This window comes from Oryzifoliimicrobium ureilyticum, from assembly GCF_037199735.1.
Classification (GTDB): Bacteria; Pseudomonadota; Alphaproteobacteria; order Rhizobiales; family Rhizobiaceae; genus Rhizobium; species Rhizobium ureilyticus.
The window spans coordinates 15,102-37,804 of the sequence record NZ_JBBBVQ010000013.1 but is presented as its reverse complement, the minus strand read 5'-3'; the positions used below and the strand labels follow the sequence as shown (position 1 = coordinate 37,804).

Annotated in this window: 21 protein-coding genes; 14 read left to right on the top strand and 7 right to left on the bottom strand. The window is 54.5% G+C overall.

Going from position 1 to position 22,703, the window contains the following annotated elements; genetic code table 11:
* Nucleotides 1-163: 163 nt before the first annotated feature.
* Nucleotides 164-664 (bottom strand): hypothetical protein, encoded by a 501-nt coding sequence (locus tag VQ830_RS17590; RefSeq protein ID WP_337269452.1) that lies wholly within the window; start codon nucleotides 662-664, stop codon nucleotides 164-166.
* 298 nt (nucleotides 665-962) lie between these two features.
* Here VQ830_RS17590 and VQ830_RS17585 point away from each other — a divergent pair, with 298 nt between their 5' ends.
* Together VQ830_RS17585 and VQ830_RS17580 are read left to right on the top strand one after the other, a co-directional pair.
* Nucleotides 963-1,436 (top strand): cupin domain-containing protein, encoded by a 474-nt coding sequence (locus tag VQ830_RS17585; RefSeq protein WP_337269568.1) that lies wholly within the window; start codon nucleotides 963-965, stop codon nucleotides 1,434-1,436.
* A 448-nt stretch (nucleotides 1,437-1,884) separates the two neighbouring features.
* Nucleotides 1,885-4,419, top strand: coding sequence for a two-component system VirA-like sensor kinase (locus VQ830_RS17580; RefSeq protein ID WP_337269451.1), 2,535 nt, complete (start codon nucleotides 1,885-1,887; stop codon nucleotides 4,417-4,419).
* A gap of 62 nt (nucleotides 4,420-4,481) precedes the next feature.
* Here the strand turns inward: VQ830_RS17580 and VQ830_RS17575 are convergent, their stop codons facing one another.
* A complete protein-coding gene (locus VQ830_RS17575; RefSeq protein WP_337269567.1) occupies nucleotides 4,482-5,393 on the bottom strand; it encodes a cytochrome-c peroxidase in 912 nt (303 codons plus the stop codon).
* A gap of 1,202 nt (nucleotides 5,394-6,595) precedes the next feature.
* Here VQ830_RS17575 and VQ830_RS17570 point away from each other — a divergent pair.
* The 10 genes from VQ830_RS17570 (at nucleotide 6,596) to VQ830_RS17525 (ending at nucleotide 16,714) form a co-directional block, all read left to right on the top strand.
* Complete coding sequence (locus tag VQ830_RS17570) at nucleotides 6,596-7,420, top strand: SDR family NAD(P)-dependent oxidoreductase (protein WP_337269450.1); 825 nt, start codon at nucleotides 6,596-6,598, stop codon at nucleotides 7,418-7,420.
* 325 nt (nucleotides 7,421-7,745) lie between these two features.
* Nucleotides 7,746-8,645, top strand: a complete 900-nt coding sequence (locus tag VQ830_RS17565) for an MBL fold metallo-hydrolase (protein ID WP_337269449.1) — start codon at nucleotides 7,746-7,748, stop codon at nucleotides 8,643-8,645.
* Nucleotides 8,646-8,930: 285 nt separating this feature from the next.
* The gene (gene copC / locus VQ830_RS17560; protein WP_337269448.1) at nucleotides 8,931-9,302 is read left to right on the top strand and encodes a copper homeostasis periplasmic binding protein CopC; all 372 of its coding nucleotides are present in this window, start codon (nucleotides 8,931-8,933) and stop codon (nucleotides 9,300-9,302) included.
* Nucleotides 9,299-10,174 (top strand): CopD family protein, encoded by an 876-nt coding sequence (locus tag VQ830_RS17555; protein WP_337269447.1) that lies wholly within the window; start codon nucleotides 9,299-9,301, stop codon nucleotides 10,172-10,174. The genes copC and VQ830_RS17555 overlap by 4 nt, the downstream gene beginning before the upstream one ends.
* A gap of 73 nt (nucleotides 10,175-10,247) precedes the next feature.
* Complete coding sequence (locus tag VQ830_RS17550; RefSeq protein WP_337269446.1) at nucleotides 10,248-10,727, top strand: DUF305 domain-containing protein; 480 nt, start codon at nucleotides 10,248-10,250, stop codon at nucleotides 10,725-10,727.
* 16 nt (nucleotides 10,728-10,743) lie between these two features.
* Nucleotides 10,744-12,201 carry a YncE family protein gene (locus VQ830_RS17545; protein ID WP_337269445.1) on the top strand — a complete coding sequence of 486 codons (1,458 nt, stop codon included), beginning with the start codon at nucleotides 10,744-10,746 and terminating at the stop codon, nucleotides 12,199-12,201.
* Nucleotides 12,202-12,257: 56 nt separating this feature from the next.
* On the top strand, nucleotides 12,258-12,785 hold the full coding sequence (locus VQ830_RS17540) for an RNA polymerase sigma factor (protein ID WP_337269444.1): 528 nt from the start codon (nucleotides 12,258-12,260) through the stop codon (nucleotides 12,783-12,785).
* The gene (locus VQ830_RS17535; RefSeq protein ID WP_337269443.1) at nucleotides 12,782-13,549 is read left to right on the top strand and encodes an anti-sigma factor family protein; all 768 of its coding nucleotides are present in this window, start codon (nucleotides 12,782-12,784) and stop codon (nucleotides 13,547-13,549) included. Before VQ830_RS17540 ends, VQ830_RS17535 begins: the two co-directional genes overlap by 4 nt.
* A gap of 766 nt (nucleotides 13,550-14,315) precedes the next feature.
* Complete coding sequence (locus VQ830_RS17530; RefSeq protein ID WP_337269442.1) at nucleotides 14,316-15,332, top strand: polysaccharide deacetylase family protein; 1,017 nt, start codon at nucleotides 14,316-14,318, stop codon at nucleotides 15,330-15,332.
* Nucleotides 15,333-15,619: 287 nt separating this feature from the next.
* A complete protein-coding gene (locus VQ830_RS17525; RefSeq protein ID WP_337269441.1) occupies nucleotides 15,620-16,714 on the top strand; it encodes a 5-methyltetrahydropteroyltriglutamate--homocysteine S-methyltransferase in 1,095 nt (364 codons plus the stop codon).
* A gap of 197 nt (nucleotides 16,715-16,911) precedes the next feature.
* Here VQ830_RS17525 and VQ830_RS17520 read toward each other — a convergent pair whose 3' ends face one another.
* Entirely contained in the window at nucleotides 16,912-17,844 is a 933-nt protein-coding gene (locus VQ830_RS17520) for an alpha/beta hydrolase family protein (protein ID WP_337269440.1), read from the bottom strand.
* Between the two features lie 89 nt (nucleotides 17,845-17,933).
* On the opposite strand from VQ830_RS17520, the gene VQ830_RS17515 reads away from it, so the two are divergent.
* Nucleotides 17,934-18,509, top strand: a complete 576-nt coding sequence (locus VQ830_RS17515) for a TetR/AcrR family transcriptional regulator (RefSeq protein WP_337269439.1) — start codon at nucleotides 17,934-17,936, stop codon at nucleotides 18,507-18,509.
* 78 nt (nucleotides 18,510-18,587) lie between these two features.
* Here the strand turns inward: VQ830_RS17515 and VQ830_RS17510 are convergent, their stop codons facing one another.
* The gene (locus VQ830_RS17510; RefSeq protein ID WP_337269438.1) at nucleotides 18,588-19,511 is read right to left on the bottom strand and encodes a LysR family transcriptional regulator; all 924 of its coding nucleotides are present in this window, start codon (nucleotides 19,509-19,511) and stop codon (nucleotides 18,588-18,590) included.
* Between the two features lie 100 nt (nucleotides 19,512-19,611).
* Here VQ830_RS17510 and VQ830_RS17505 point away from each other — a divergent pair, with 100 nt between their 5' ends.
* Nucleotides 19,612-20,301 (top strand): SDR family NAD(P)-dependent oxidoreductase, encoded by a 690-nt coding sequence (locus VQ830_RS17505; RefSeq protein ID WP_337269437.1) that lies wholly within the window; start codon nucleotides 19,612-19,614, stop codon nucleotides 20,299-20,301.
* Nucleotides 20,302-20,362: 61 nt separating this feature from the next.
* On the opposite strand, the gene VQ830_RS17500 is transcribed toward VQ830_RS17505, so the two are convergent.
* The 3 genes from VQ830_RS17500 to VQ830_RS17490 form a co-directional block, all read right to left on the bottom strand.
* The gene (locus tag VQ830_RS17500) at nucleotides 20,363-21,076 is read right to left on the bottom strand and encodes an SDR family oxidoreductase (protein WP_337269436.1); all 714 of its coding nucleotides are present in this window, start codon (nucleotides 21,074-21,076) and stop codon (nucleotides 20,363-20,365) included.
* A gap of 55 nt (nucleotides 21,077-21,131) precedes the next feature.
* The gene (locus VQ830_RS17495) at nucleotides 21,132-21,809 is read right to left on the bottom strand and encodes a peroxiredoxin-like family protein (protein ID WP_337269435.1); all 678 of its coding nucleotides are present in this window, start codon (nucleotides 21,807-21,809) and stop codon (nucleotides 21,132-21,134) included.
* 88 nt (nucleotides 21,810-21,897) lie between these two features.
* On the bottom strand, nucleotides 21,898-22,668 hold the full coding sequence (locus VQ830_RS17490; protein ID WP_337269434.1) for an enoyl-CoA hydratase/isomerase family protein: 771 nt from the start codon (nucleotides 22,666-22,668) through the stop codon (nucleotides 21,898-21,900).
* Nucleotides 22,669-22,703 lie beyond the last annotated feature (35 nt).

Sequence of the window (22,703 nt, the reverse complement as noted above, 5' to 3'; positions counted from 1 at the left end):
ACGGCCCTCTGCGACGTTTGGGTTGCCTCACGTAACTTAGCGACATTTCGCACATCATCGTGATGCGACAACGAGCACACTTTGTTACATGGCTGGTGTTGCGACGAATTCCGCAACGCCAAAGCCAAGTCACCGCTTTTCAATACTGCCGTTTATTAATAACTTACGAAGCGACAGACGCCTCGATCAGCGACATCAACTGGTCATACATCTTGTTGCCGCTGATGTACGTTCCGGCGTCACTTGGAAGACTAATGCTTGGACTTGCGTAAAGATCTTTTGATGGCCCACCTGGATGACCTTCCGCAGTCGAAAGCGCTTGCGAGGCAGCTTTCAGCATTGCCATCTTGTCCTCGGGAGCCGCCATGCCGTTATCATCTACGAAACTGACACCCTCTGCGGACCTGATCCTTTTGTATCCCGTCAGCTCATAAAATGCATCTGTGCCAGTTGTGGGTTTATCATTGGCATCGCCTCCGACCGAGCCTATGTCATCAACGGATGTGTCGCCAGTCGTCGATGGGTCGAGTGAGCTCGTATTTGCTTTAACTGTTGGGTCTTCGAATTCCAAAAGGTCGGAAGAAGACGCATTGGATTTCCTGTGTTTCTCCTTCGAGCCGTGAAGGTTCATGATGTCGTAAACAGCACCATTCGTGACCTGCATCGTTAGCAAACTCCTCTGATTTCGGAGGAAGCTGGTCAATCAATCTTGCGCCAACCTTACCTTGTAGGAAAATTTTAAAGCAACTGAAGGTTATCGTCTGCCAGTCGCCAGTCGCTGATTTCTTTTCAAGGAAAGCGTTCCGCCGAACAGGCAAAATGCAAAATTCTTCAAGACGCCGGCGTCAGAAAATGGGACCACCGTGGTTCTGTGACATGACTTGGCCTGCGGCATCAACCGCTCCAATGAACTTGTCTCTTCTTCTCATCTTATGAAAGCATGGAAGGCTGGTTGAGTGAAAATGGGATCACAAGAAGGTGTGGTGAAAATTTCTGCCGGGCAAGGACAGGCCTTTTCCGTTGCAGGCGCAAACTTGACGTGGAAAGCCAGGGGTCAAGATGTTGATGGTGGCTTTTGCCTTTTTGAACAGCGTCTTGAAGCGGGAGAAGGCGTGCCCCTTCATACCCACAGCTACCCGGAAAGCTTCTATATTTTGCAGGGTGAGGTAGAATTTTCATCGGGAGAACAGTTCGAAAAACTCAAATGCGGTCCGGGCGACGTCGTCATTGCGGGTCCCCATGTCCCGCACAGTTTCTTCAATAACGGTACTGCAACGGCCCTGCTCCTGAGTATATCGGTGGCGGCGCATCAGGCGTTTTTTGATGCAGTCGAGGCTGCCGATAAAAATGAACCATTTGCGCGGATGAACCCGGCAGACGCCTTCGCACGAGTTGTGAAAATTGGAGCCGAAACGGACACGAATTTCAAGATGTGAAATCGGAGCCGTGCTGTCGCAGTAACGAAGCATCGAGACACGGGGGCGGGGCGCCGCCTATGGCTGGTACTAAAGAATGTGCGACAGCTCCACGTATTTAAATATCTTGGTTGATCTTCGTACGGAAAAGCGAGAACTCGTTGGACGGCAACAGCGAGTATTCAAATCAGACAAGATGTTTCTTAGTTTTGGTAAGCGAAAGAATTACGCAGGTCCACGTTAACCAAACAGCTTTGAACGGCTTGACCTTATTTCGCCGCGGTTTGCGAAGTGTCGCGTACCGCGGTGAAAAATAGGTGAGCTATCTTGCTGCTCCATCTATGAGCTCCTCGTCTCTGTGTTCGAAGGCCTCTCACCGATCTTTTTCATATCTTGCCTTGGCTAGGTTTTAGCGAAGCCTTTTGCATGTTCCCCCAGTCTCAAAAAAGGAGGTCGGCTTTGCCTCGATATGATGAACCGAATTCGAAAGCGATATAACGAATTCACCTATCACAGCCTGACAAGGCGCTCCGTGCTCGGACGTCAGCCTTGGCTTATCTTGCTCCTCATTGTGGCTGCGTTCATCTTCGCAATGCTTGCGACAGGGCGGGGCCCGGACCGCGAGACCCATGAAGCAATTCTAACCAGTTTGCGCGCGGTCGATGTGAACAACGCGTCTCTTCAAAGAGACGTTCTCCAGTCCCGGTATGGAATGCTTGAAAACTATGACCCGCTGGTGACGTCGGTCATGAAATTGCATAAGGCCGTTACGGACCTCCGGCACCTCTTGCAACAAAGCGATGCTGCGGGCGATGGCCATCTTCAGGATCTACTGCACGATCTGGACGTCTCGATCATGCAAGACGACGATGTTGTCGAGCGATTTAAGACCGATAACTCGCAGCTTCAGAATTCACTTGAGATCTTCAATAGAGCGCTCACCTCCTTGAACAACGGCGATGATCTCGTCCCAAGAAATCTTGGTAATGAGATGATGCATTTTTCGATGCGGCCTACGCCTGATCTATCCAGTAGAATTTACGCTCAACTGCAACAGATCGCACCTGAAAAGCCGGTTCGTGGATCCGACGTCTGGGCCGTTTTGACGCATGGATCGGTTATCCTCAAGGGACTTCCCTCCGTGGATATGATGGTCAGCAATATCCAAGCCTCACAGACCTCGCCTCGCGCTCAGGCGCTACAAGGCGAATATTTGAAAGAATTTGGGCGGCTTACGGCTCGTGCTGCATGGAGCCGGATTTATCTCGGATCAGTCTCCTTCGCGCTCTGCGGTTACGTGGCCAGTTTGATCTATAAATTACGGCGGCAGACGGAGACATTGAAGCAAAAGCTGACGGTTGAAGCGGCGCTTGCGAACCTGACGGCCTGTTTTAAAGACAGCGCTCAAGAAGATTTCGGGAAAACCGTGCGCACCGCAATTGATCTGATGATGGAGCAACTCGCTGGTGCCTCGTACCAGCTTTCAACATTACATGCGGTTTCAGGGGAATTGGAGCATGAATACGCAAGCGACGGTACAATCATACCGGTGGGTGGTTTGCTTTGGGACCAGCTCAGCACAGCTTTGCGCAATGGCATAAATCCAGCCCATTTCATCAAAGCACCGCCGCAATCCCTGATCGGTGGGTCGGCAACGCGATGCGTAAAAACAAGCTTTGTTGTCGGAATGGTGGTTGGGATCGCCCATTCCAATCGGCTCTCGGGTATCCTTGCATTCAAATACGTGAAGCCACGTTCCAAACCCGGCAAGGAAGAGATCGCTTTCGTGCTTGCCATGTTACAAGTCATCGTTTCTAACATCGAGCTACATCAAAATCGGACAGAACGGGAGGTTCTTCAACGTCGCGTCGATCACGCCGAGCGGCTCCAGGCAGTCGGAACCTTGGCAGGAGGCATCGCACACGAGTTCAATAACATATTGGGGGCAATGCTTGGCTATGCCGAGCTCGCGCAACATTCTCTTAAACGGAAATCGCCGCTCACGAACTATGTCCAGCAAATCATCTCAGCAGGTGAAAGAGCGAAAAAAATCATCGATCAAATACTTGCGCTGAGCCGCAAAAGACGAAGAACGACCAAACCAATAGATATCGTTGAAGTACTCCATGACATTGAACCGCTTTTGCAAATATCGCTTCGCAGCGACCTGGAACTGCTGACCTCCTTTCCGGCCAACAAAGCTGTCGTATTCGGAAACCCCGTCGAGATTCAGCAGATTGCCATGAATCTTTGCAAAAACGCTGCAGAAGCAATTGTCGGACCAGGAACTATTCACATTGAGGTCGATATCGTCCAATTTGCAGATAAACGCACACTTTCGCACAGCGATCTCCCGAGCGGGCGATGGGTCAGGCTTTCCGTGAAAGATAGCGGAAGCGGAATTCCGGAAGAGGTGTTGCCGCATATCTTCGAGCCATTTTTCACCACGCGCCCTCACGATGGGGGAACTGGTCTTGGCCTGGCTGCCGTCCATGGACATGTGACTGCTTTGAGCGGCTATATTGATGTCGAAAGTAAAAAGGGCATCGGCACCAGATTTAGGATCTATCTGCCATCTTGTGGCAAACCCGCAGTACCGCTTTCCGAGTTCTTCAAAGACGCAGACGTCCCGGTTGGCGCTGGTGAACTTGTGGGTATTCTCGAGCAGGATGACAATGTCAGGATGATGTATGAGGAAAAAGTTGCAGCGCTCGGCTATGAGCCGATGGGATTCAAAAATAGCGATGCTCTGGCTTCGTGGTTTGCGCAGGAACAAGAAAAGCTCGATGTTTTGCTTGTTGACGCGAGTTTGCTCCGCTCGTTCATGAAGAGCGAAGCTTTCAGCAGATTATCGAGCCTCCCGTATGTCGTACTCACCGAGCGTGGTCGAGGAGAGCCAAATGCCTACAGCGAACTTAAAGGTGCTGAGTTTTTAAAGAAGCCGATAGGGTCGAAAGATCTTGCGACCGCGATCCGTAGCGCCATGTCCATCAAGATCACATAGAAGAGTTTATCAATTTTCGATCCTAGGACGTTCGATCTACGGCGCTTTTTCCATTAAAGCTGTCACGGCGCATCGAGCGGCTTGCCTTTGAACTCGCCCGTCAGTGTCTTGAGGAAGCCAACGATCAGCGTGACGTCGGACGGGTCGATATTTTCTCCGACCTGACATTCTGCCATCGTCCTGACAGCTTCCTCGAGCGTTTTTGCTCTCCCGTCGTGGAAGTAGGGGGCGGTAAGGGCGACGTTTCTCAGGCTTGGGACGCGGAAGACACCTTTGTCTTCTTCCCTGTGGGTTATTGTAAACCGGCCCAGGTCTCCGTCATAATTGGGATCTGGATTGCTCGGGGGAATGTTGAACAGTCCAAATTTCTGGACAAGATTTCCACCAACGTTAGAACCTTGATGGCATGAGGCGCATCCGAATGTCTTGAAGACTTCGTAACCCTTCACCTCGCTCGCAGACAAAGCCGTTTTGTCACCCGACAGATAGCGATCAAACCGAGAATTCGGAGTAACCAACGACCGTAGATAAGTCGCCATAATATCAAGGATGTCTTCGCGCGTCGGCTCATGCCCATAGATAGCTTCGAAGACTGGTTCAAATCGACTGCGGCTCATTTTTGTCAGCAAAGTCGGCCAATCACTCGCCATAAGATTGGGATCCATCAAGATGGAGTCGGTCTGATCTTGAAGCGAGGTAAAGTTTCCTCTCCAACCTAAGCGGTAGTTATCGGCGACATTAAAGACGGTCGGAGCATTATAGCGATGCTCTCGTCCCATATACCCGATCGTTCTGGCTATATGGACCGTTCCTCCCGATGCAAGGTCATGACACGTCGAGCATGCCAGCTGACGTTTCCCCGAAAGGATAGGGTCATTGAAAAGTGCCTCCCCCAATACCAGCTTTCGCGGATCGCCAGGACGGGGAACCTTCAAAACTTCGATCGGCTCTCTTTCTGAGGCAGAACCCGCCATCTGAGAACGAGCGATCTGCAACGATCCGACAAATGCGATCATAAAAAGGAAACAAAGAAGAAACCGTTCCGCAGCGCCGCTCATCTTGAAGATCGATCCTGGATTGTTGAGAGGAAGAAGACAAACCGACCAAGCCGCTCAATCGAAAACTTCGTATCTCTGCTCTCTTCAAATTATCGGGCAAGCTTACGGCGATGGATGCTGCAAACGCCTCTCTTGCCGCATCAAGTTCTCTTTGTGGTTCTATGGTTGTCACTACAAGCGAGGCAAGGCCATCGCTGACTAAAGCAGGCTTAATGTTTCAAACGTAGCGAAAAAGAATAGGTGACGGTCGCTTTGTGTTTGGAGATCTTGAGCTACCAATCACCCTTGCCTTGCTAAGTCCGACAAAAACGCATCACCAAGGCCCGGCGCTGTGGAAGGATGGTTTGGCGAGCTATGAACCTGACGATGAGGGTTTTCACAGTGCTGAATTATCGTGGACCGCGACTGGCTTTCATCGAGGCTGATCGATAGTCGTAGCCGTCGGTTTAACGCTCTGCTCATCTGCCTGGGCAAGGCAACCAGACCTCATTTTACGTGCTTCGACCTAATTCGCAAATCCAAACGGTTCAGTAATGTCGTCAATCGACGCGCTTTCGGTCGAGGCACGCTCGATAGAACCTCCCGCCTGTAAACAGCGGGCGCTTTATTTTCGTGATCCCAGACCGTCCAACCGAGAGGGTCTGCGATCATGTCATACCGCGGATGATCATCACGGGTGTCGTCTCGAAGTTTTATTCGATCGGATGTCTGCATAAGCCGTCTTTCGGTCTCCACTGGATGCGCCCGAGAGGTCGCAGCAGCGTTTTGATCCTACGGCAATGTCGGAAGCGTTTCCGAAACAAGGTTGTTGGATACGATTGAAATGAGCTTGGTAACCACGGACTGATCCGGCAAACCTGCAGTCAGAGGGTTGGTCAGCAACAACAGGCATGCTGCTTGGCAGTGCTTTTCAGCAGGTCTCGGAGCAGAGTGACGTCAGGCCGCACTCGAACGTGGCTCAGGGAGTGGCCTCTAAGGCCATTGCAGATGCAACGCTGGCCGCCTGAATAGACATCAGGCTGTAACTGATGCCCCTCGGAATGGCGTTCACTTTGAGGAACTGCATTCGAAGAAAGACTGCGTCCTGTCTCAGTTCGTGAAGCCAAGAGGGTATTACAGTGCCGAAAGTATGGTTCGTTACAGGAAGCTCACGAGGTTTGGGTCGCCACATTGTGGAGGCTGCGCTTGAGGCCGGTGACCAAGTCGTTGCAACGGCGCGACATCCAGAGGATCTGAATGATCTTGTGACCGCTTTTGATGACAAGGTACTGCCGCTTGCGCTTGATGTGACGGACATGCACGCAGTCGGTGAAGCAATCAAGCAGGGTCTTGACAGGTTCGGTAAACTTGACGTCGTCGTCAACAATGCGGGCTACGCGAATACAGCCTCTGTTGAAGATATTGAGATCGATGACTTCACGCGGCAGGTTATGACGAATTTCTTTGGTGTCGTTTATGTCAGCAAAGCTGCCGCACCGATCCTTCGCGCCCAGGGCTATGGACATATCATTCAAATTGCGTCCATTGGTTCAAGAATTGCAAGCGTCGGCCTTAGCGCCTATCAAAGTGCAAAATTCGCTGTTCGGGGTTTTTCGCTTGTTCTCGCGCAGGAGCTTGCTCCGCTTGGTGTCAAAGTCACGACCTTACAGCCTGGAGGCATTCGTACGGATTGGGCCGGAGCTTCTATGCAAGTTTATCCTCCCACCCCGCCTTATGAACAAACCGTTGGAGCCTTTTCCAGGTTTCTTCGTGAAAACTCAGGACGGGAATCTTCGCACCCAAAGAAGATTGCTGAAGTCGTTCTCACAATCGCGGATATGGAGCATCCGCCAACCGAATTGTTATTGGGCGTGGATGCGGTACAATACGGCAGAGCAGCTGCTGAGGCAGTCATGGCGTCGGATGTAAAATGGTATGATCTTTCCGTTTGCGTCTCGGGCTGACGGTCGACTTTTGGATCTCGATAGGTGCATGTTACGCCAGGGTGAGGGGATGAAAGGCGTCTAGCGCAGCCGCCTCGTTCATCCACTGCTTCTGCCCACCAGCTCTCTCATCCTCGCGTTTCTACTTCCATCAACTCTTTGAGACGACTGAGACGATGGCAGCATCAATGTCCGGGCCTTCAATTTCAATTGTCATGAGATGCGTTCTGTCTGACATCAGTTTTTGAAACGAAAGCTATTTGATTATTCGCTCGATAACTCTCACCACGCGCTCGCACTTCGGCGAACACATGCTTTAGACCGTGATACGTGCGCTAGAGGCCCCATGATGAACGAGACGACGATCGACGAGACCAGCATCTCCGCAAAATTTATGCTGGGAAAATTCGAGTGCACCGTGGTGAGCGACGGACCTTTTACGCTTGGGTCGCCATCAAAGGCCTTCGGTGAAAATTCGGCGGATGAAGTGACGAGAATTCTGGCGGAGCTTTCCCTTCCCACAGATTCTGTGAACCTTCAGCAGAACATGCTTATCGTCAACACTGGCCGGCGACGCATCCTTTTCGACGCGGGATCAGGCAGGTCGCCAGACTTCGGCGCTAAGGCCTTTGGCCAGTCAACCGGCCATATGTTGAAGTCAATGGCGAAGGCGGGCATCAGTCCTGACGAGATTGATGTGATTGCGATAACGCATGCTCACCCCGACCATTGTTGGGGTCTTACAGATCCGTCTGGAAAAGCGATCTATAAGAATGCGACGGTTCTCATCAGCGAGGCTGAATTCGACCACTGGATGTCCCCGGCTGCTCTCGACCCCTCACGGTCCGCGGCTGCCCGATTCATCGCCCAGGGTGCGCAAGCGAACCTCAGCCCTTACATCGATCAGATTGCATTTGTCGACGATGGCGATGATCCTATTGAAGGTGTAACCGCTCTTCTTGCAGCTGGTCACAGCCCAGGCCACACGCTCTATCAGATAGAGAGCGAGGGAGACAAACTGTTGCATTGGGGAGATCTTGTTCACCACCCAGTCCTTCTGGCAAAGCCTGATTTGGGGTTTGTCTTCGACTTTGATGGCGCGCAAGCGGTGAGAACCCGCCTGAAGGTTCTTGAGAAGGCCGCATCCGAGAACACCAAGATATTCTCGTGTCATCTGGACTTCCCGGGTATTGGTCATCTTTCCCGAACCCAAGGCAGCTATGAATGGCGTTCGGCGCTGTTTTGAGCAAATGCAGCCTGTCGTGCACGACGCGGCGAGTAAAATCTCTCACCAGCGCAATGGAGCGGACGACCTTCGCATCGTCGATAGTTTTCTGCCGAAGGCCGCATCAGATGATGTTCGCGATCGTATGAGGTAGGCGAAGAAGGCAGCGCGGTCTCATCGTGCCTCAGCCTTTGCGCCAGTCTTCCTCTGGCGCGAAGAAAGCAGATAATTTTCCCTTGGCGGCGGAATATCATTGCCGTCCCGATGTCTACCAGAACACCAAGTCCTCGTTCGACAGGTGACATCATGGACAAACTGATCAAATCACTCCTCGTCATAGCCACTTTCGCGGTCCAAACTTCGGGCATGGCGTCGGCGCATGCTCGTCTCACAACCTCGGAGCCGGCAGATGGTGTCGTCTTGAATAAGTCACCACAATCGGTCGTGCTCACTTTTTCTGAGGGCTTAGAGCCAGCATTCTTTCAGCTTTCTATCGAAGATGCCCAGGGCGCTAAGGTTGACCTGAAAGACGAAAAAGTTGGCGGCCAAGACGGCAAGTGCCTTTCGGCTGCGCCAACCACACCTTTGTCGGCAGGCAGCTATAAGATTGATTGGCATGTCCTGTCGAAGGACGGCCACCAGACAGCTGGTACTGTAACGTTCAAGGTGATGCCGTGACGCCGCATGACGTGCTGGTCTTCAACCGATTCCTTCTCGATACGGGGCTGGCGACAGTGTGGGGCGGAGGTGGCCTGGTTCTTCTGGTCGAAGGGCGGGTGAAGCAAAGTCTGATAATGTCGATGCGACTCCCGCTCGCGGTGGCAGGCCTATTATCCGCGGCTGCAGCTGCCACTGCTTTGCCTGTTCAGACTGCGGCGATCGCTTCAAACTGGTCAGCATTGGAGCGCCTCGATCTGATGGCTATTGTTGCCCTCCACACGAATGTAGGCATTTCGCTCGTCTTGCAGGCGATGACCTCGGTCGGTCTTTTCATTGCGGTCTTTAAGAAGCTTCATCAAGTTGGCGTTGGGCTTGCCGGACTGGCGATCTGCGAGTTGGCGAGCAGAGGACATCCTGCCGGGAGTTCTGACGGAGCGGCGTTTCTACGAATGGGAGTAGATGCCATACATGCTTTGTCGGCGACCGCATGGGTTGGAGCCTTGTTCCCGTTCGTTCTGCTTCTACGCCTGTCGCAGGTCCAAGACTTGCGGCGCGATGTGATTACTTCCATGAAACGCTTTTCAAGGCTCGGCCACATCGCGGTTGCCGTCGTCCTTGCGAGCGGCATTGCGAACACCTTTTTTATCTTAGGTCGCCTGCCGCTCAATTTGGAAGAGGACTACCAGCGGAAGCTACTGATTAAAATTGGCGTTGCCGTGGCGATGACCTTCATTGCGATTGCAAACCGATATTTGATCCTCCCATTCAATCGAACGCATCCGACCGCATCCAGGCGCGCATTGACCGCTGGCGCCGCCCTTGAGGTTGCGCTTGGTTTACTCGCTTTTGCCCTGGTGTCCTCTTTCGGGCTTGATGATCCGACGACCTGAATTTTTTGAGGACTGCATGGAATAGATCGCTCCGCCGCGTGTCTACACCACTGAAACAACAAGGAAGACATCGATGAAGATTTGGCTCACTGGAAAATCGATGGTGGTTTCGGCATCTTTCCTGGCGATGGTCGGACTGTCGAGCGGCCTTGCGCATGACCCCACACAACATGGCCAGACAGGCCAAGTCACCACGGTCGCCGACGCGACAGAATCCGCCTACCTCGCGCAAAACAATGCCGCGATGGATAAGATGATGGCGGATATGGAGGTCAAGCCAACGGGCGATGTCGACCGCGACTTTGTCGCTATGATGACGCCTCACCATCAAGGCGCCATCGACATGGCGCTCGCCGTTCTCAAATACGGCAAGAACGAGCAGCTCAAGCGTATCGCGCAAGAGATTATCGTTGATCAACAACAGGAGATCGCGGCTATGAAACTTGCGATCGGCGACGCCCTCCCGCCCTCCGGTCCTTCGCCCACGCAGGTCGCCCCGGAAACCCCTTCCACTGGCTCCATGCAAGGCATGGATCCGAACATGAAGATGTAACTCAAAGGTCAGTCTTATGAACATCAGAACATCTTTTGCCGCCAGTCTTCTGGCGGGCAGCATGCTGTTGCCTTTTTCTGCCTTCGCCGGACAGGCTCCGGGCCTCGCCTCCGATCCCGATATTCCTGTTAGCAGCAAGGATCGCGTCTATGCCGCTGAACAATTCTCCAACACTGTTTCCGTCAGCGATCCTTCGACCAACAAGCTGCTTGGCGTAATCAAGCTTGGCGATCCGCAGCCGGGCAATCTCTCGCCGCTCTATAAAGGGCAGGTTCTCGTCCATGGCATGGGCTTCTCACCGGATCATAAGACACTGGCTGTCGTCTCGATCGGCTCCAATTCTGTCACATTCATCGACACAGCGACCAATAGCGTCAAGCATACGACCTATGTGGGCCGCTCCCCGCACGAAGCATTCTTTACCCCTGATGGGAAAGAGGTGTGGGTCACAGTGCGCGGCGAAGATTATATCTCCGTCATCGATGCCAACACATTCGAAGAGAAGGCACAGATCAAGGTTCCTGCGGGACCGGGTATGCAGATTTTCTCGCCCGACGGAAAATACGGGTACATCTGCTCATCCTTCAATCCCGAGACCGTGGTCGTTTCGGTCGCCGATCATCAGATTGTCGGTCACGTAAAGCAGGATAGTCCTTTCTGCCCGAATATCGCGGCGTCGGCTGACGGTCGCCAAGTCTGGTTCACTTTGAAGGACGTCGGCAAGACCCAGGTCTTCAACGCGCAAGCACCTTTTGATCTGCTCAAGACCATCGATACCGGACCCATCACCAATCACGTCAACCTCGTCACAAATAAGAATGGCAGTTTTGCCTATGTGACGGTCGGTGGTCTTAACGAGGTGAAGGTGTTCCGCACCGACACCTTCGAGCAGGTGGCGACCATTCCTGTCGGAAACTTGCCCCATGGAGTTTGGCCATCCGGAGACGGTACTCGTGTCTATGTCGGGCTGGAAAATGCCGATCAGTTTGCCGTGATCGACACGCTCACAAACAAAATCATCGCCAACATTCCGATCGGACAGGCACCTCAAGCGGTTGTCTATGTTCCGAATGCTGTTCCCGAAGGCGATGGTTTGCAAAACCTCGTGCCGCTCGGAAAGGCAGGCGAGGCGGCACATTTCAAGCTTGCTGCGAAGGGTGGCAAGGAAAAGGCGCCCACGAGCGTCTCACTGTTTGAGCAGGGTCTCACGCAAGTTCTTCAAGCGTCCGTGACGGGACTTGAACCGAAGAAGCCCTATATTCTAGCTTTGTCGGATAAAGTAGACGGAAGCGGTCCGCTGGAAGAATTGTCGGGCTTCATGACGAATCCGGCTGGCTCAGCTATCGTCAATGCAGTTGGTCCGATTAGGCAGATCGTTGAGTCAAAGCACCGGGACGAGCGTCGGTACCTAGTGGTGGCAACATCTGAAGACGGCAAGCCAGGCAAGATCCTGCAGGTTCAAGCCGCCGATTGATGAGTTTGGGCAGCGGCTCGCCGTCTTGGCGGGCCGCATGCCGGAAAGGCACAGAGATGGATGATTTGCTTCTACAGATCGAGCCGATGATCCCCGCTCTCAGGCGCTACGCCCGGGGGCTTTTGGGACATCACGACACAGCCGACGACATCGTCCAGGACTGCCTTGAAAAGGTTGTCCTTCATTGGGGTCGACGTCGTGGAGAGAATCCGCGTTCTTGGGTGTTCGCGATTTTGCACAATCTGGCGGTAAACCGGCTAAGGCAGGATGCGCGGCGTGGCGGCGGCGTGCCCATTGACGATGCTCCGGAATCCGCAAGCGCCCGCGAAGCAACGCAGGAAGATTCGGTTTACCAGAACCAGGTAATGGCGGCCATTGAACGTCTGCCGCCGGATCATCGCAGTATCCTGCTCCTTGTGTCCGTCGAAGATCTATCTTACGCCGAAGTCGCAAAGGTTCTGGATATTCCGCTCGGTACCGTGATGTCACGTCTGTCGCGTGCGCGCGAACAGCTAAGAACAATCTTAGAAACCCATCCATCGACAACATCCGCCAACGGGCCCTATATCAGGAGGGTGAAATGACGATGAGACCTATTTCCGAAGACGACCTCCAGGCGTTTGTGGACAACGCTCTCGACGAGGAACGTAGACGCGACGTTCTAGCCTATTTGCGCGATAACGCGGCTGCCGCAACACGGGTGTCAGCATATCAGAGGCAGGCTGCCGCTCTTCGCTCTGCGATGGATCCCGTTGCAAGTGAGCCGATCCCGTCTAGGCTTAATCTGAAAACGATTGCGACAAGCCGCACGACAACGCATGCGCCGCGCTACGCACAAATGGCAGCCGCAGCGATCGTTCTACTGGCGATTGGTGGGATGGGTGGCTGGATGACCAAAGACTATATGGGGCCGCCCACGGAAGGCGTTGCCGCTCTCGCCCAGGAAGCTTCCGCAACCTACAATGCATTCGCATCGGATCGGATCCGCCCGGTTGAACTAAAGGCGGATGATCCTCAGGCTTTGCAGCAATTCGCCGGCGAGACCCTCGGCCGCACTACCACGGTCCCAGATCTCACAAAGGCGGGCTACCGCCTGATGGGAGCGCGTGTCATTCCGACGGTACATGGTGCGGGTGTCATGCTGATGTATGACAACGACAAGGGCAGCCGGCTTGTCATGCTCACAAGGCATATGATCGCCGATCAGAACAAGCCGATGGTTCCCACCAATCAGGGCGATATAGGCGGATGGAGCTGGGCCAAGAATGGCATGGGTTACAGCCTGATTGGGTCGTTACCTCTCCAGGACCTTCATCCGATCGCCGATGAGGCAAGGTCGCAGATCTAAGAGAAGCAACGCCCCTGCAAGGTATTGCTTTTCCGCTTATGGCCTGTAACGATGCTCTTGCGTTACAGGCCTTTGCGGCGTCGGAAATGGTCACAGTGAGAGGCTATCGGTTGGCTGCCGGTCGCCATTGCGATCACAAAATATCCTTTACAGCGAGATATCAAACCTGGTGCAATCTCGCCGGGCCGCGACGCCCACCGTACTTATCTGAAAGCATCGCATAGGCCCTCTCGATTTGTCGGTCTTTGGCGGCGCACGTTTAATCTGCTCGAAAGCAAGATCGTTGTCGCCCGATGCTCCAATATGTCTTTATTCGTGACTTGCGAGAACGAGTGCAAGGACCGTCGGGCATCTACTGCCTGATATCGGATGGACATATGTTCTTCTCATAACAACCAGCGCAGGATCAATTGTTATGAAAACCCCGGCATCATGAGCGGCAGAGCGCGAAGATCGGGGCGGATAACTGGCTGATGATGTTTAAGGGGCTGCAAACTGGGTGCCTGTCCGGCCGATAGGCGACCCAAACGACAGGCTCACGTCACCTTCATGCCGGATCAAGCTCTTTCTTCACCGGATCGACTGTCACTGTCGATGGTGGCGCGACGCTTGCGCCTTGAAGCAAACGAGCGAAGCCTGCTGTAGCAAGCTTACCAGACATCCTGTCATCTAAATCCCTGCGCTGAGGGCGTCAGCTTGGACGTGCGAATAGTCTTTACGCATCGGCCAAGCGCGGGCTTCGCGTGGCAACAAACGGATGAAAATCATGTTTCCGAAATCAAGACTGGAATTGACACGCCGCGGCTTCGTTAGCGTTGCGGCAACCGGGGCGATCGCTTCGCAAGCCCTATCAGCCGTTGCTCAGGCGGGCGACCAACGAACAACGACCACAAACAAGATTGATGCGAAAGCGGGTCCATTTTGGCCAAACGGTGCTAGATTGGCCATTAGTATTTCCCTCATGTTTGAAGGGACAGGACAGCCGATTTCCGGAGCCGGCGGTGCGCTGCCTGAACCCACAAAGCCCGGCTTTCCCGACCAGCCAACGAATGCGTTCTTTGCCTATGGAGTGAATGAGGGCATCGCGCGGGCGCTTGATCTATTTGACAAGCACGACATCAAGGTGACGTCTTTTATGATCGGCAAGGCGATTGAGCAAAATCCCGATCTGGCCCGCGAGATTGTTAGGCGCGGCCATGAAGCGGGCGCCCACGGACCGACCTGGACAGCCTCCTACGATCTACCACGCGAGAAGGAAAAAGCGTTTATCAAGGATTCCGTGGACACCATAAAGCGCGTGACGGGCACGCAGCCTGTTGGTTGGAACGCATATTTCATGCGCAATTCCATCCATATTTCCGAGACCCTGAGCGAGTTAGGTTTCCTCTACAGCATTGATGAACCAAGCCGGGATGAGCCCTTCATCATCCCCGTGCGCGACCAAGAACTTGTGATGGTGCCCTACACACTTCACATGAACGATATGAATTTCCCGTTTCAAGGCTACGATCCACATGCACACGAGCAAGCATTGCGTGATGAATTTGACCAACTCTATGAGGAAGGTGCAACCAGACGTCGCCTGATGGTGATCGGCATGCATGACCGACTAAGCGGCCATGCAAACCGCATCCGGGCGCTTGATCGCTTCCTCACCTATGCAAAGAGCCATGACGACGTCTGGTTTGCCCGTAAAGACGAAATTGCGCGTTGGGCCCTGACGCAACGTCAACTGACGCCCGTGGTCCACCGAGGTCCGCCGACAGAAACCGGATTACCTTGACCGATCTCCAGATCGTTGAAGCCGCTAGGCGCCGCACGATAAATGCGGCGCCGATTGCCTCGACGTGGATTTTCCTAGAGTTTTACGAAGCCGCACTGGCCAAGTTGACCCTGGAGATGTCGTGAATCCAAAGGGGTTATGCTGCGGCCGGAGCAGATGTTGAGACTCCGTGCGTGGCTGACTTAATTACGCCCATCTATTCGCAAAGGTGGTCGCGACCGAGGGCTGGGATTTGAGGAGGCTCTCGGCTTTATGTGCCATGAGAAACATCTATGAGGAGTAGAGTGATGCCAACACCTCCCTTCCGCGCCGACCATGTCGGCAGTCTCCTGCGCCCCCGCCGCGTTGCGGATGCCAGACATGCCAATGCGACTGCTGCGCAATTGCATGCCATTGAGGACGAGGAAATTCCAGCACTTATCAAGATGCAGGAAGATGTCGGCCTGAAGGTCGTGACCGACGGTGAAGCGCGCCGCGCCTTCTGGCACTTCGATTTCATGGGCATGCTTGAAGGCATGGATATGGAAACCCGCGGCGAAGGCGTGCAATTCCATGGCACTCAGATCCCACCGGTACATCCGGTCATCAATGGCAAGCTTGGCTTTCCGTCAGATCATCCGATGCTGGAGCACTTTGCCTTTGTGAAGGAGCATACGAGGGTCTGCCCAAAGATTTCTATTCCCGGCCCTTCCTGCGTGCATTTCCGCACCGAGCCTGCCGATGTTCGCCCGGCGGAATACCAGGACCCTGAGGTCCTCTTCGCCGATATTGCGCGCACTTATCGCGACGCGGTCGCAGCCTTCTATGCTGCAGGTTGCCGTTACCTACAACTCGACGACATCTTCTTCGCCTACCTTTGCGATCCCAAGCAGCGTGAACAGCGCAAAGCCATGGGCCAAGACCCTGATTGGCTTATTGATCGTTACGCTTGGATGCTCGAGGAGGCGATCAAGGATCGTCCTCAAGACATGGTCATTGGGATGCATATGTGCCGCGGGAATTTCCGCTCAACCTATGCTGCATCGGGAGGCTATGATGCTGCTGCGGACGCTATCTTCAATAAGACCAGTGTCGATGTCTACTTCATGGAATATGATACCGATCGCGCCGGTGGACTAGAGCCGCTGAAGCTTCTGCCGAAGGGTCGCAAAAGGGTCATGGCAGGGTTCATCACCACAAAGACACCAGAGCTCGAATCGCCGGACTGGCTGCGGGCGCAATTTGACGCTTCCAGCAAGTTTGTCGATATGGATCAGTTGGGAATTGCCCCGCAATGCGGGTTTGCTTCCACCGAACACGGCAACGCCATTACCGAAGAAGACCAACGGCGCAAGCTGGAACTCGTTGTCAAAACTGCCGAGGCGATCTGGGGCGAAGCGTAACTTTAGTCGGAAGGACACACTATCATGTCGGACGGCCATGACTAAAAATGCGGGCACTTTTGATCAACGAATGAAGCAAGTGACGGTCGTGCTAGCGGGCTTTTCATCACGACAATCGACCTGATCAACATCCCGAGATGGATTGACGAGCACAGCCTAAATTGGCTTTTTAATCCCTCGGGATCTTCTGCAATCATTTAGATCGATCGAGGAGATGAGGGCAGGGTATCTGGTACGTAGACTTTTCCGATTTTGTCGGGCCAAGGGTTTGTTCCGTCCCGCAGCCAGAGAAGAGTGTCGAGCCAAAATCCGTTTTTGTGGCTGTCATGAAAAAGTCCGAAGTGACCGATCGCCCGGCGACCGTAGTCGCCCGGCTCGATCAAGACGGTGGTTCGTCGTGATCCAGAAAAATAAGCCAGCGTGCGATCGATCGCCGCTGGTGTTCCGAGATCATCGTCGGAAATGCACAGCGCTAGGATATCCGCCTTGACCGATGCCACACACCGTAGAACGTCCTGTCTATTTTTCCGTGTGTGACTGCGCTCGAACCGGGGCCCTCGGAAACTCCACTCGTAAGCAACGCCGGCCGGAAGATCCTCCAGCCATCCTAGCCGTTTGCCCGGAAAATACCCGCAGGCGAATGTCAGGATTGGCATCACGATATGCCACTTCCAAAAGAGGGCTCGACGGCTCTGGCTCGCGTAATCGCCCCACCAGGCATATTGGGCGCCGACCGTCAGGGCCCGTGTGACAAGCGGGGCACTCTTTGCAAGTCCGAGGAGAAAGCCGCCAATACTATGTCCCACCACGAGGACCGCATTGCCACGGCCCTGCGCGTGCATGAATTGCAGGGCGGCTTCGACGTCAAGCTCGCCCCAGTCACGCCATCGATAGCAACATCCTTTGAGGCTGTTCGGACGTGAGCGACCAATGCCGCGATAATCATAGGTAAGGACATCAAACCCGTGCTCTGCCAGAAATGCTGCATATCGGTGATAGTAGCGTGCGGCCACGCCCGTGGCACAATTGATGATAATGCTCCCGGCTGCGCCCGAGCGCGACAGCCAAAGGTCGCCGGCAAGCCGCGTCTGGTCCCCACAGATAAGTTCGACGGATTGGGATTGGCACATGGAGGACGCCCGGCTTGTCTGGTTTTCGAAAGAAGACCATAGTCGGTAGGAGTGATTGTGTATATTCACTGGTCGGTATACTAAACACCATGAGCCAATCGAAACCGTCGACTAGAGATCGTATTGTCGCTTCGGCTGCCCAGCTTTTTTATCAAGAGGGTATCCACGCGGTCAGCATGGACGCCATTGCAGAAAAGGCGAAGGTTACCAAGCGCGGCCTTTATTACCATTTCCGCAGCAAAGACGATTTGATCGCGGCTTATCTCGAACAGCGCGACCAACCGAACCTTGAGACATTCAAGCGATGGTTTGCTGAGGCGGAAGGCGATCTACCAAAAAGGATCCAGAGCATCTTTCAAAAGCTTGCCAAAGCGGCAAGACAAAAAAGGTGGAGAGGCTGCGGTTTTCTGCGCACGTCGGTCGAGCTCGTGCAGACACCCGGGCATCCCGCCCTCATTGTCGGCCGCAGACATAAGCGGAACGTCGAAGACTGGCTTTGTCTCGTCCTTGGTGAACTGCATGAGCCTGAAGAGGCGCGCCGAATTGCTCAGCAGATCGTTTTGCTTCTCGATGGTGCATTCTCCGTTGTGCTGCTGCATCGCGATTCAACCTATATGGAAAGAGCTGGCGAAGCGGCGGCGATCATCGTCAGAACTTCGAGCTGACTGTTTTGCTGCGTTGTTTGAGCGTCGCACACTGTCGCTTTGAGCACCAACGGTTCATTGCTTCGACGTCTTTCCATGCTACGGCAGAGAGAGTTCACCTCCCGCATCGAGCAGCTTCAGACAGAAATCTGTGAAGACACGGACTTTCGCAGCACGATGGCGTCGTGACGGGAAAATAGCATAGAGTGGGAAGGTCTCGCCAGGCCAGTCGGGAAAAATGTCGATCAGGCGACCGCTCTCCCTGATACGTCGTGACCCGAGTTCCATGATTTGCGCGATACCGGCTCCTTCGCAACAAGCCGCGATCATTGTCTCGACGTCGGAGACCATCAATCGTGCCGGCGGACGAACCGGGAATATTTCCGCGCCGCGGTGGAACTCCCAATCGAAGGCGCGTCCTGTTGTTGGATCCTGATAATCAATGCACATGTGGTGGATAAGGTCGCGCGGATGCTGAGGCTGGCCGTGCCGGGCCAAATAACCCGGCGACGCAACGGTCAAGATTCGTGTTTCCAGCATCTTTCGATTGGTAAAACCTGCGACCGGCGGCGGCTCGAACCGTAACGCCATGTCGAAGGCATCGGCAACCAAGTCACCAATGTGATCGCGCATGATCAACTCCAGCCGCAGTTCATTGTGCTGTTCCAAAAATCCAGCGAGCTGGCGCGCAAGCACCAGGCGGCAGAAGAAGGGATCGACACTTACGCGCAGTCTGCCGCGAACTGTCTCTTTCGCATCAGCGGCGTCCAGAGCGGCCTCCTCAATCCGCTCCAGATGTGGGCCAACACGCTCCCAAAATCGTCTGCCCTCATCGGTTAGCCTCATGGTCCGCGTTGTCCTATCGAAGAGGCGTATTCCAATTCGCGCTTCTAAACGCTGTATCGATCTGCCGACGCCCGACTGGGTCATCCCCAAAGCGCCCGCGGCCTTTGTCATTGTCCCAGCGTCAACGACCGCCATAAAAACGGTTACGCCCGCAAGCAGCCGACTGTCATAGATCATGGTTCCATGATTCCTTGTCCGGAATGTTGTGACTGATATGCGCTGTCGTTCGAAGTTCAACGGAGCTATTTCTCCAACAAAAAGCAGAAAGGAAAACGCCATGACACAGCAATCGACGGCATTGGTTCTTGGAGCCTCACGTGGTCTCGGCTTCGCACTTACGGAAGAATGGCTCAAACGTGGTTGGCGGGTGATCGCGACCGTGCGGACACCTTCCCGAGAACTCTCTGATCTTGGTGGCCGGTTCCTCGGAAGTCTCGACATCGAAACGCTCGACATCGCGAATGCAGAAAGCGTCGACGCCCTCAAGGACCGTCTTTCCGGCCGCAACCTCGACGTTCTCTTCATCAATGCCGGGATTGCGCGTGCTATCGAGAGCAGCCCAGGCGTTGCTGACGAGCGTGACTTTCTCGACATGATGCTCGTCAATGCGTTTGCGCCCGTAAGAGCCGCCGAGCTTTTACGAAGCTTGGTCCCGGCGGGGGGAACGATTGCGATCATGACTTCCGAGCTTGGCAGCATTCAAAACGCAACGGGATCTTGGCAACTCTATTCCTCCAGCAAGGCCGCCCTCAACATGCTGATGAAGGGTTACGCGGCTCAGCATGCGCGGGACCGACATACGCTGCTCCTCGTGGCACCTGGTTGGGTTCGTACCGACATGGGTGGCTCAAATGCCTTGCTGTCGATTGACGAGAGCATTCCGCTTGTCGTCGATATGATCGAGGCAAATAGGGGTAAAGCCGGTCTGCGGTATGTGGATCGCTTCAACAAGACCCTTCCTTGGTGAGATGATCTTGATCAGGATGGACGGTGGGGAAGGGAGGGCAAGTTGTCGAAGATGTTGGCTTCTACGCCAATGCCTTCCCTATCGAGGCGCCTCCATCGACGTGCACGGTTTGACCGGTGATGAAGGCGGCATCGTCTGACAGCAGGAAGGCGATCGCCGCGGCAATTTCCTCCGGCCGGCCGAAGCGGCGCATTGGCACTCCGAAAAGATAGCGTGCTTCTCCCTCGCTTCCGGCCGGATTGTTGGCGCGAAAGAGTTCGGTTTCTGTCGGTCCCGGCGATACGGCATTGACCGTGATACCGCTGGTGGCAAGCTCCAGTGCCCAGCTTCTTGTAAAGCTGACCAATGCCGCCTTAGCCGCCGCATAGCTGGTGCGCTCCACGCTGCCAAGAACTGTGAGGCTCGAAATGTTGACGATACGTCCCCACCCTTGTGATCGCATGCCGGGCAATGCTGCTTGCACTGCTACGAGCGCCGGGTGCAAATTGACACGCATGACCTCTTCAAGCGTCTCGACAGCAATGTCGCCAAGGGGTTCGGCCCGGACGAGGCCGACATTGTTGATGATCCCGTCGATCTTCTCGTCGCGCACGATGGTCGCAAGCTCATTGCCCGTGGCGCGCGCTGAAAGGTCGAGCTGATGCAAATGGCCGGGAAACGTGTCGGGTTTATTGCGGGCAATGCCAATGACAGTGTGGCCCTGCTCTGCAAGACGATTTGTCAGAGCCAATCCAATACCCTTGCTGGCCCCGGTAATCAAAAATCTTCTCTTCATGGGAAACTCCTCGACCCCACCTTTGAAGAGGCGGGGTCCTTTGGTGGAAATAGGATCAGGCAGCCGCGTAGTTTGCTGCTGCCTGCAGAGCTGGCAGCATGTCTTCCGGCTCGGGGCGACGCGTATAATCCGGATTAACCTTGGCATAAAGGATGATGCCGTCCTGGCTCACCACGTAACGAGCCGGCATCGGCAGCGTCCAGCTGGTATCGCCATTGAAGGCAGGAAGGTCGTTCTTCAGCGACTTGTAAAGATCGACCAGATAATCCTGCATCTCAAAGCGCAGGCCGAATGCGGCTGCAACATCGTTACGAGGATCGGATAAGATTGGGAAAGTGAGATCGTTCTGGCGGACCGACTTGCGGCTGTTGACCGGGTTTTGCGGCGAGATGGCAACAAGTTTTGCGCCGAGCGCCTCAAACTGCGGCAGTGCCTCCTGAAGAGCCTGCAACTCCATATTGCAATAGGGGCACCAGACACCGCGATAGAAGCTGATCACCAGCGGGCCGTGAGCCAGTAGTTCGACGGAGGACACCGGATTGCCGTCCGGATCATTAAGGGCAAATTCCGGCAGCCGGTCGCCTGCCTTCAATGCTTTCTGCGCAGCTCCGGAGGCGATCAGTTCGGCGGTTGCACGGTGCATCGTCTCGATGACCGAGTGGGGAATATTGTAGGGCGGCTTGCCCGCTTCAAAATCGGCCTTGAAGGCATCGAGCTTGGATTGAAGGGTCATGGTCGTCTTCCTTGAGGTTGTATCGGTAGAGGTGTAGGGGACGATTATGCTTTGGCGCCGTCAGACAGAGCGAGCCGGCACGATGTCATCAGCCGTTGGCAGCCATCGAGCGGGCGACTTCCGCGGCACTGATACCTTCGAGCGCGAGGCCATAGCCGCCTTCCTGATCGATAATCCGGCGCAGTTTCTGGGTCAGCGCAATGCGAGTGTAGCTTGACGTCAGCGGCGGCAGTGCAGCAATGCCCTCGGCAATCTCATGAGCACGGGCGAGCAATCTGTCCGCCGGCACGATCTCGTTGACGACGCCCCACTCTTTGGCGGTCGCCGCATCCAATACCTGGCGTGTCAAGATAAAGTATCGGCCGCGGATGCTGCCAATGACTTCAGGCCAGAGCAGATTAACGCCGTCGCCCGGCACGATACCGAAATCGAAATGCGGCTTGTCCTGAAAGACCGTCTCTGGCGTCGCCAGCACGATATCGGTCAACAAGGCATATTCCGAGTGAAGCAGTACCGAGCCGTTCAGCGCCGTGATCATCGGGACCTCGATGTCGAGGATGTTCATGAGAACCTTACGCCCCTCGCGGAAAATCTTGTCGTAGCCGCGCGGCGAGAAGAAATCGAAACCGTCCGGGCTGATCGCATCCATGAAAGTATCGCCGGAGCCTGTGAGGATAACGACCCGGTTTTCAGGATCCGACCCGATCTGGTGGAAGAGGTCGACGAACTGCTCATGGGTGTGGCCGTTGAAGACGAGCTTGCCGCCATCTGTGTGCAGGGCGACCTCGAGGACGCCACTTGGGGTGCGGGTGAGGCGAGCATTGGCAAAGCCGTCTTTGTAGGATTGGAAGTTTGACATGGTGGTTCTCCAAGGTGTGGATGAATTGATAGGTG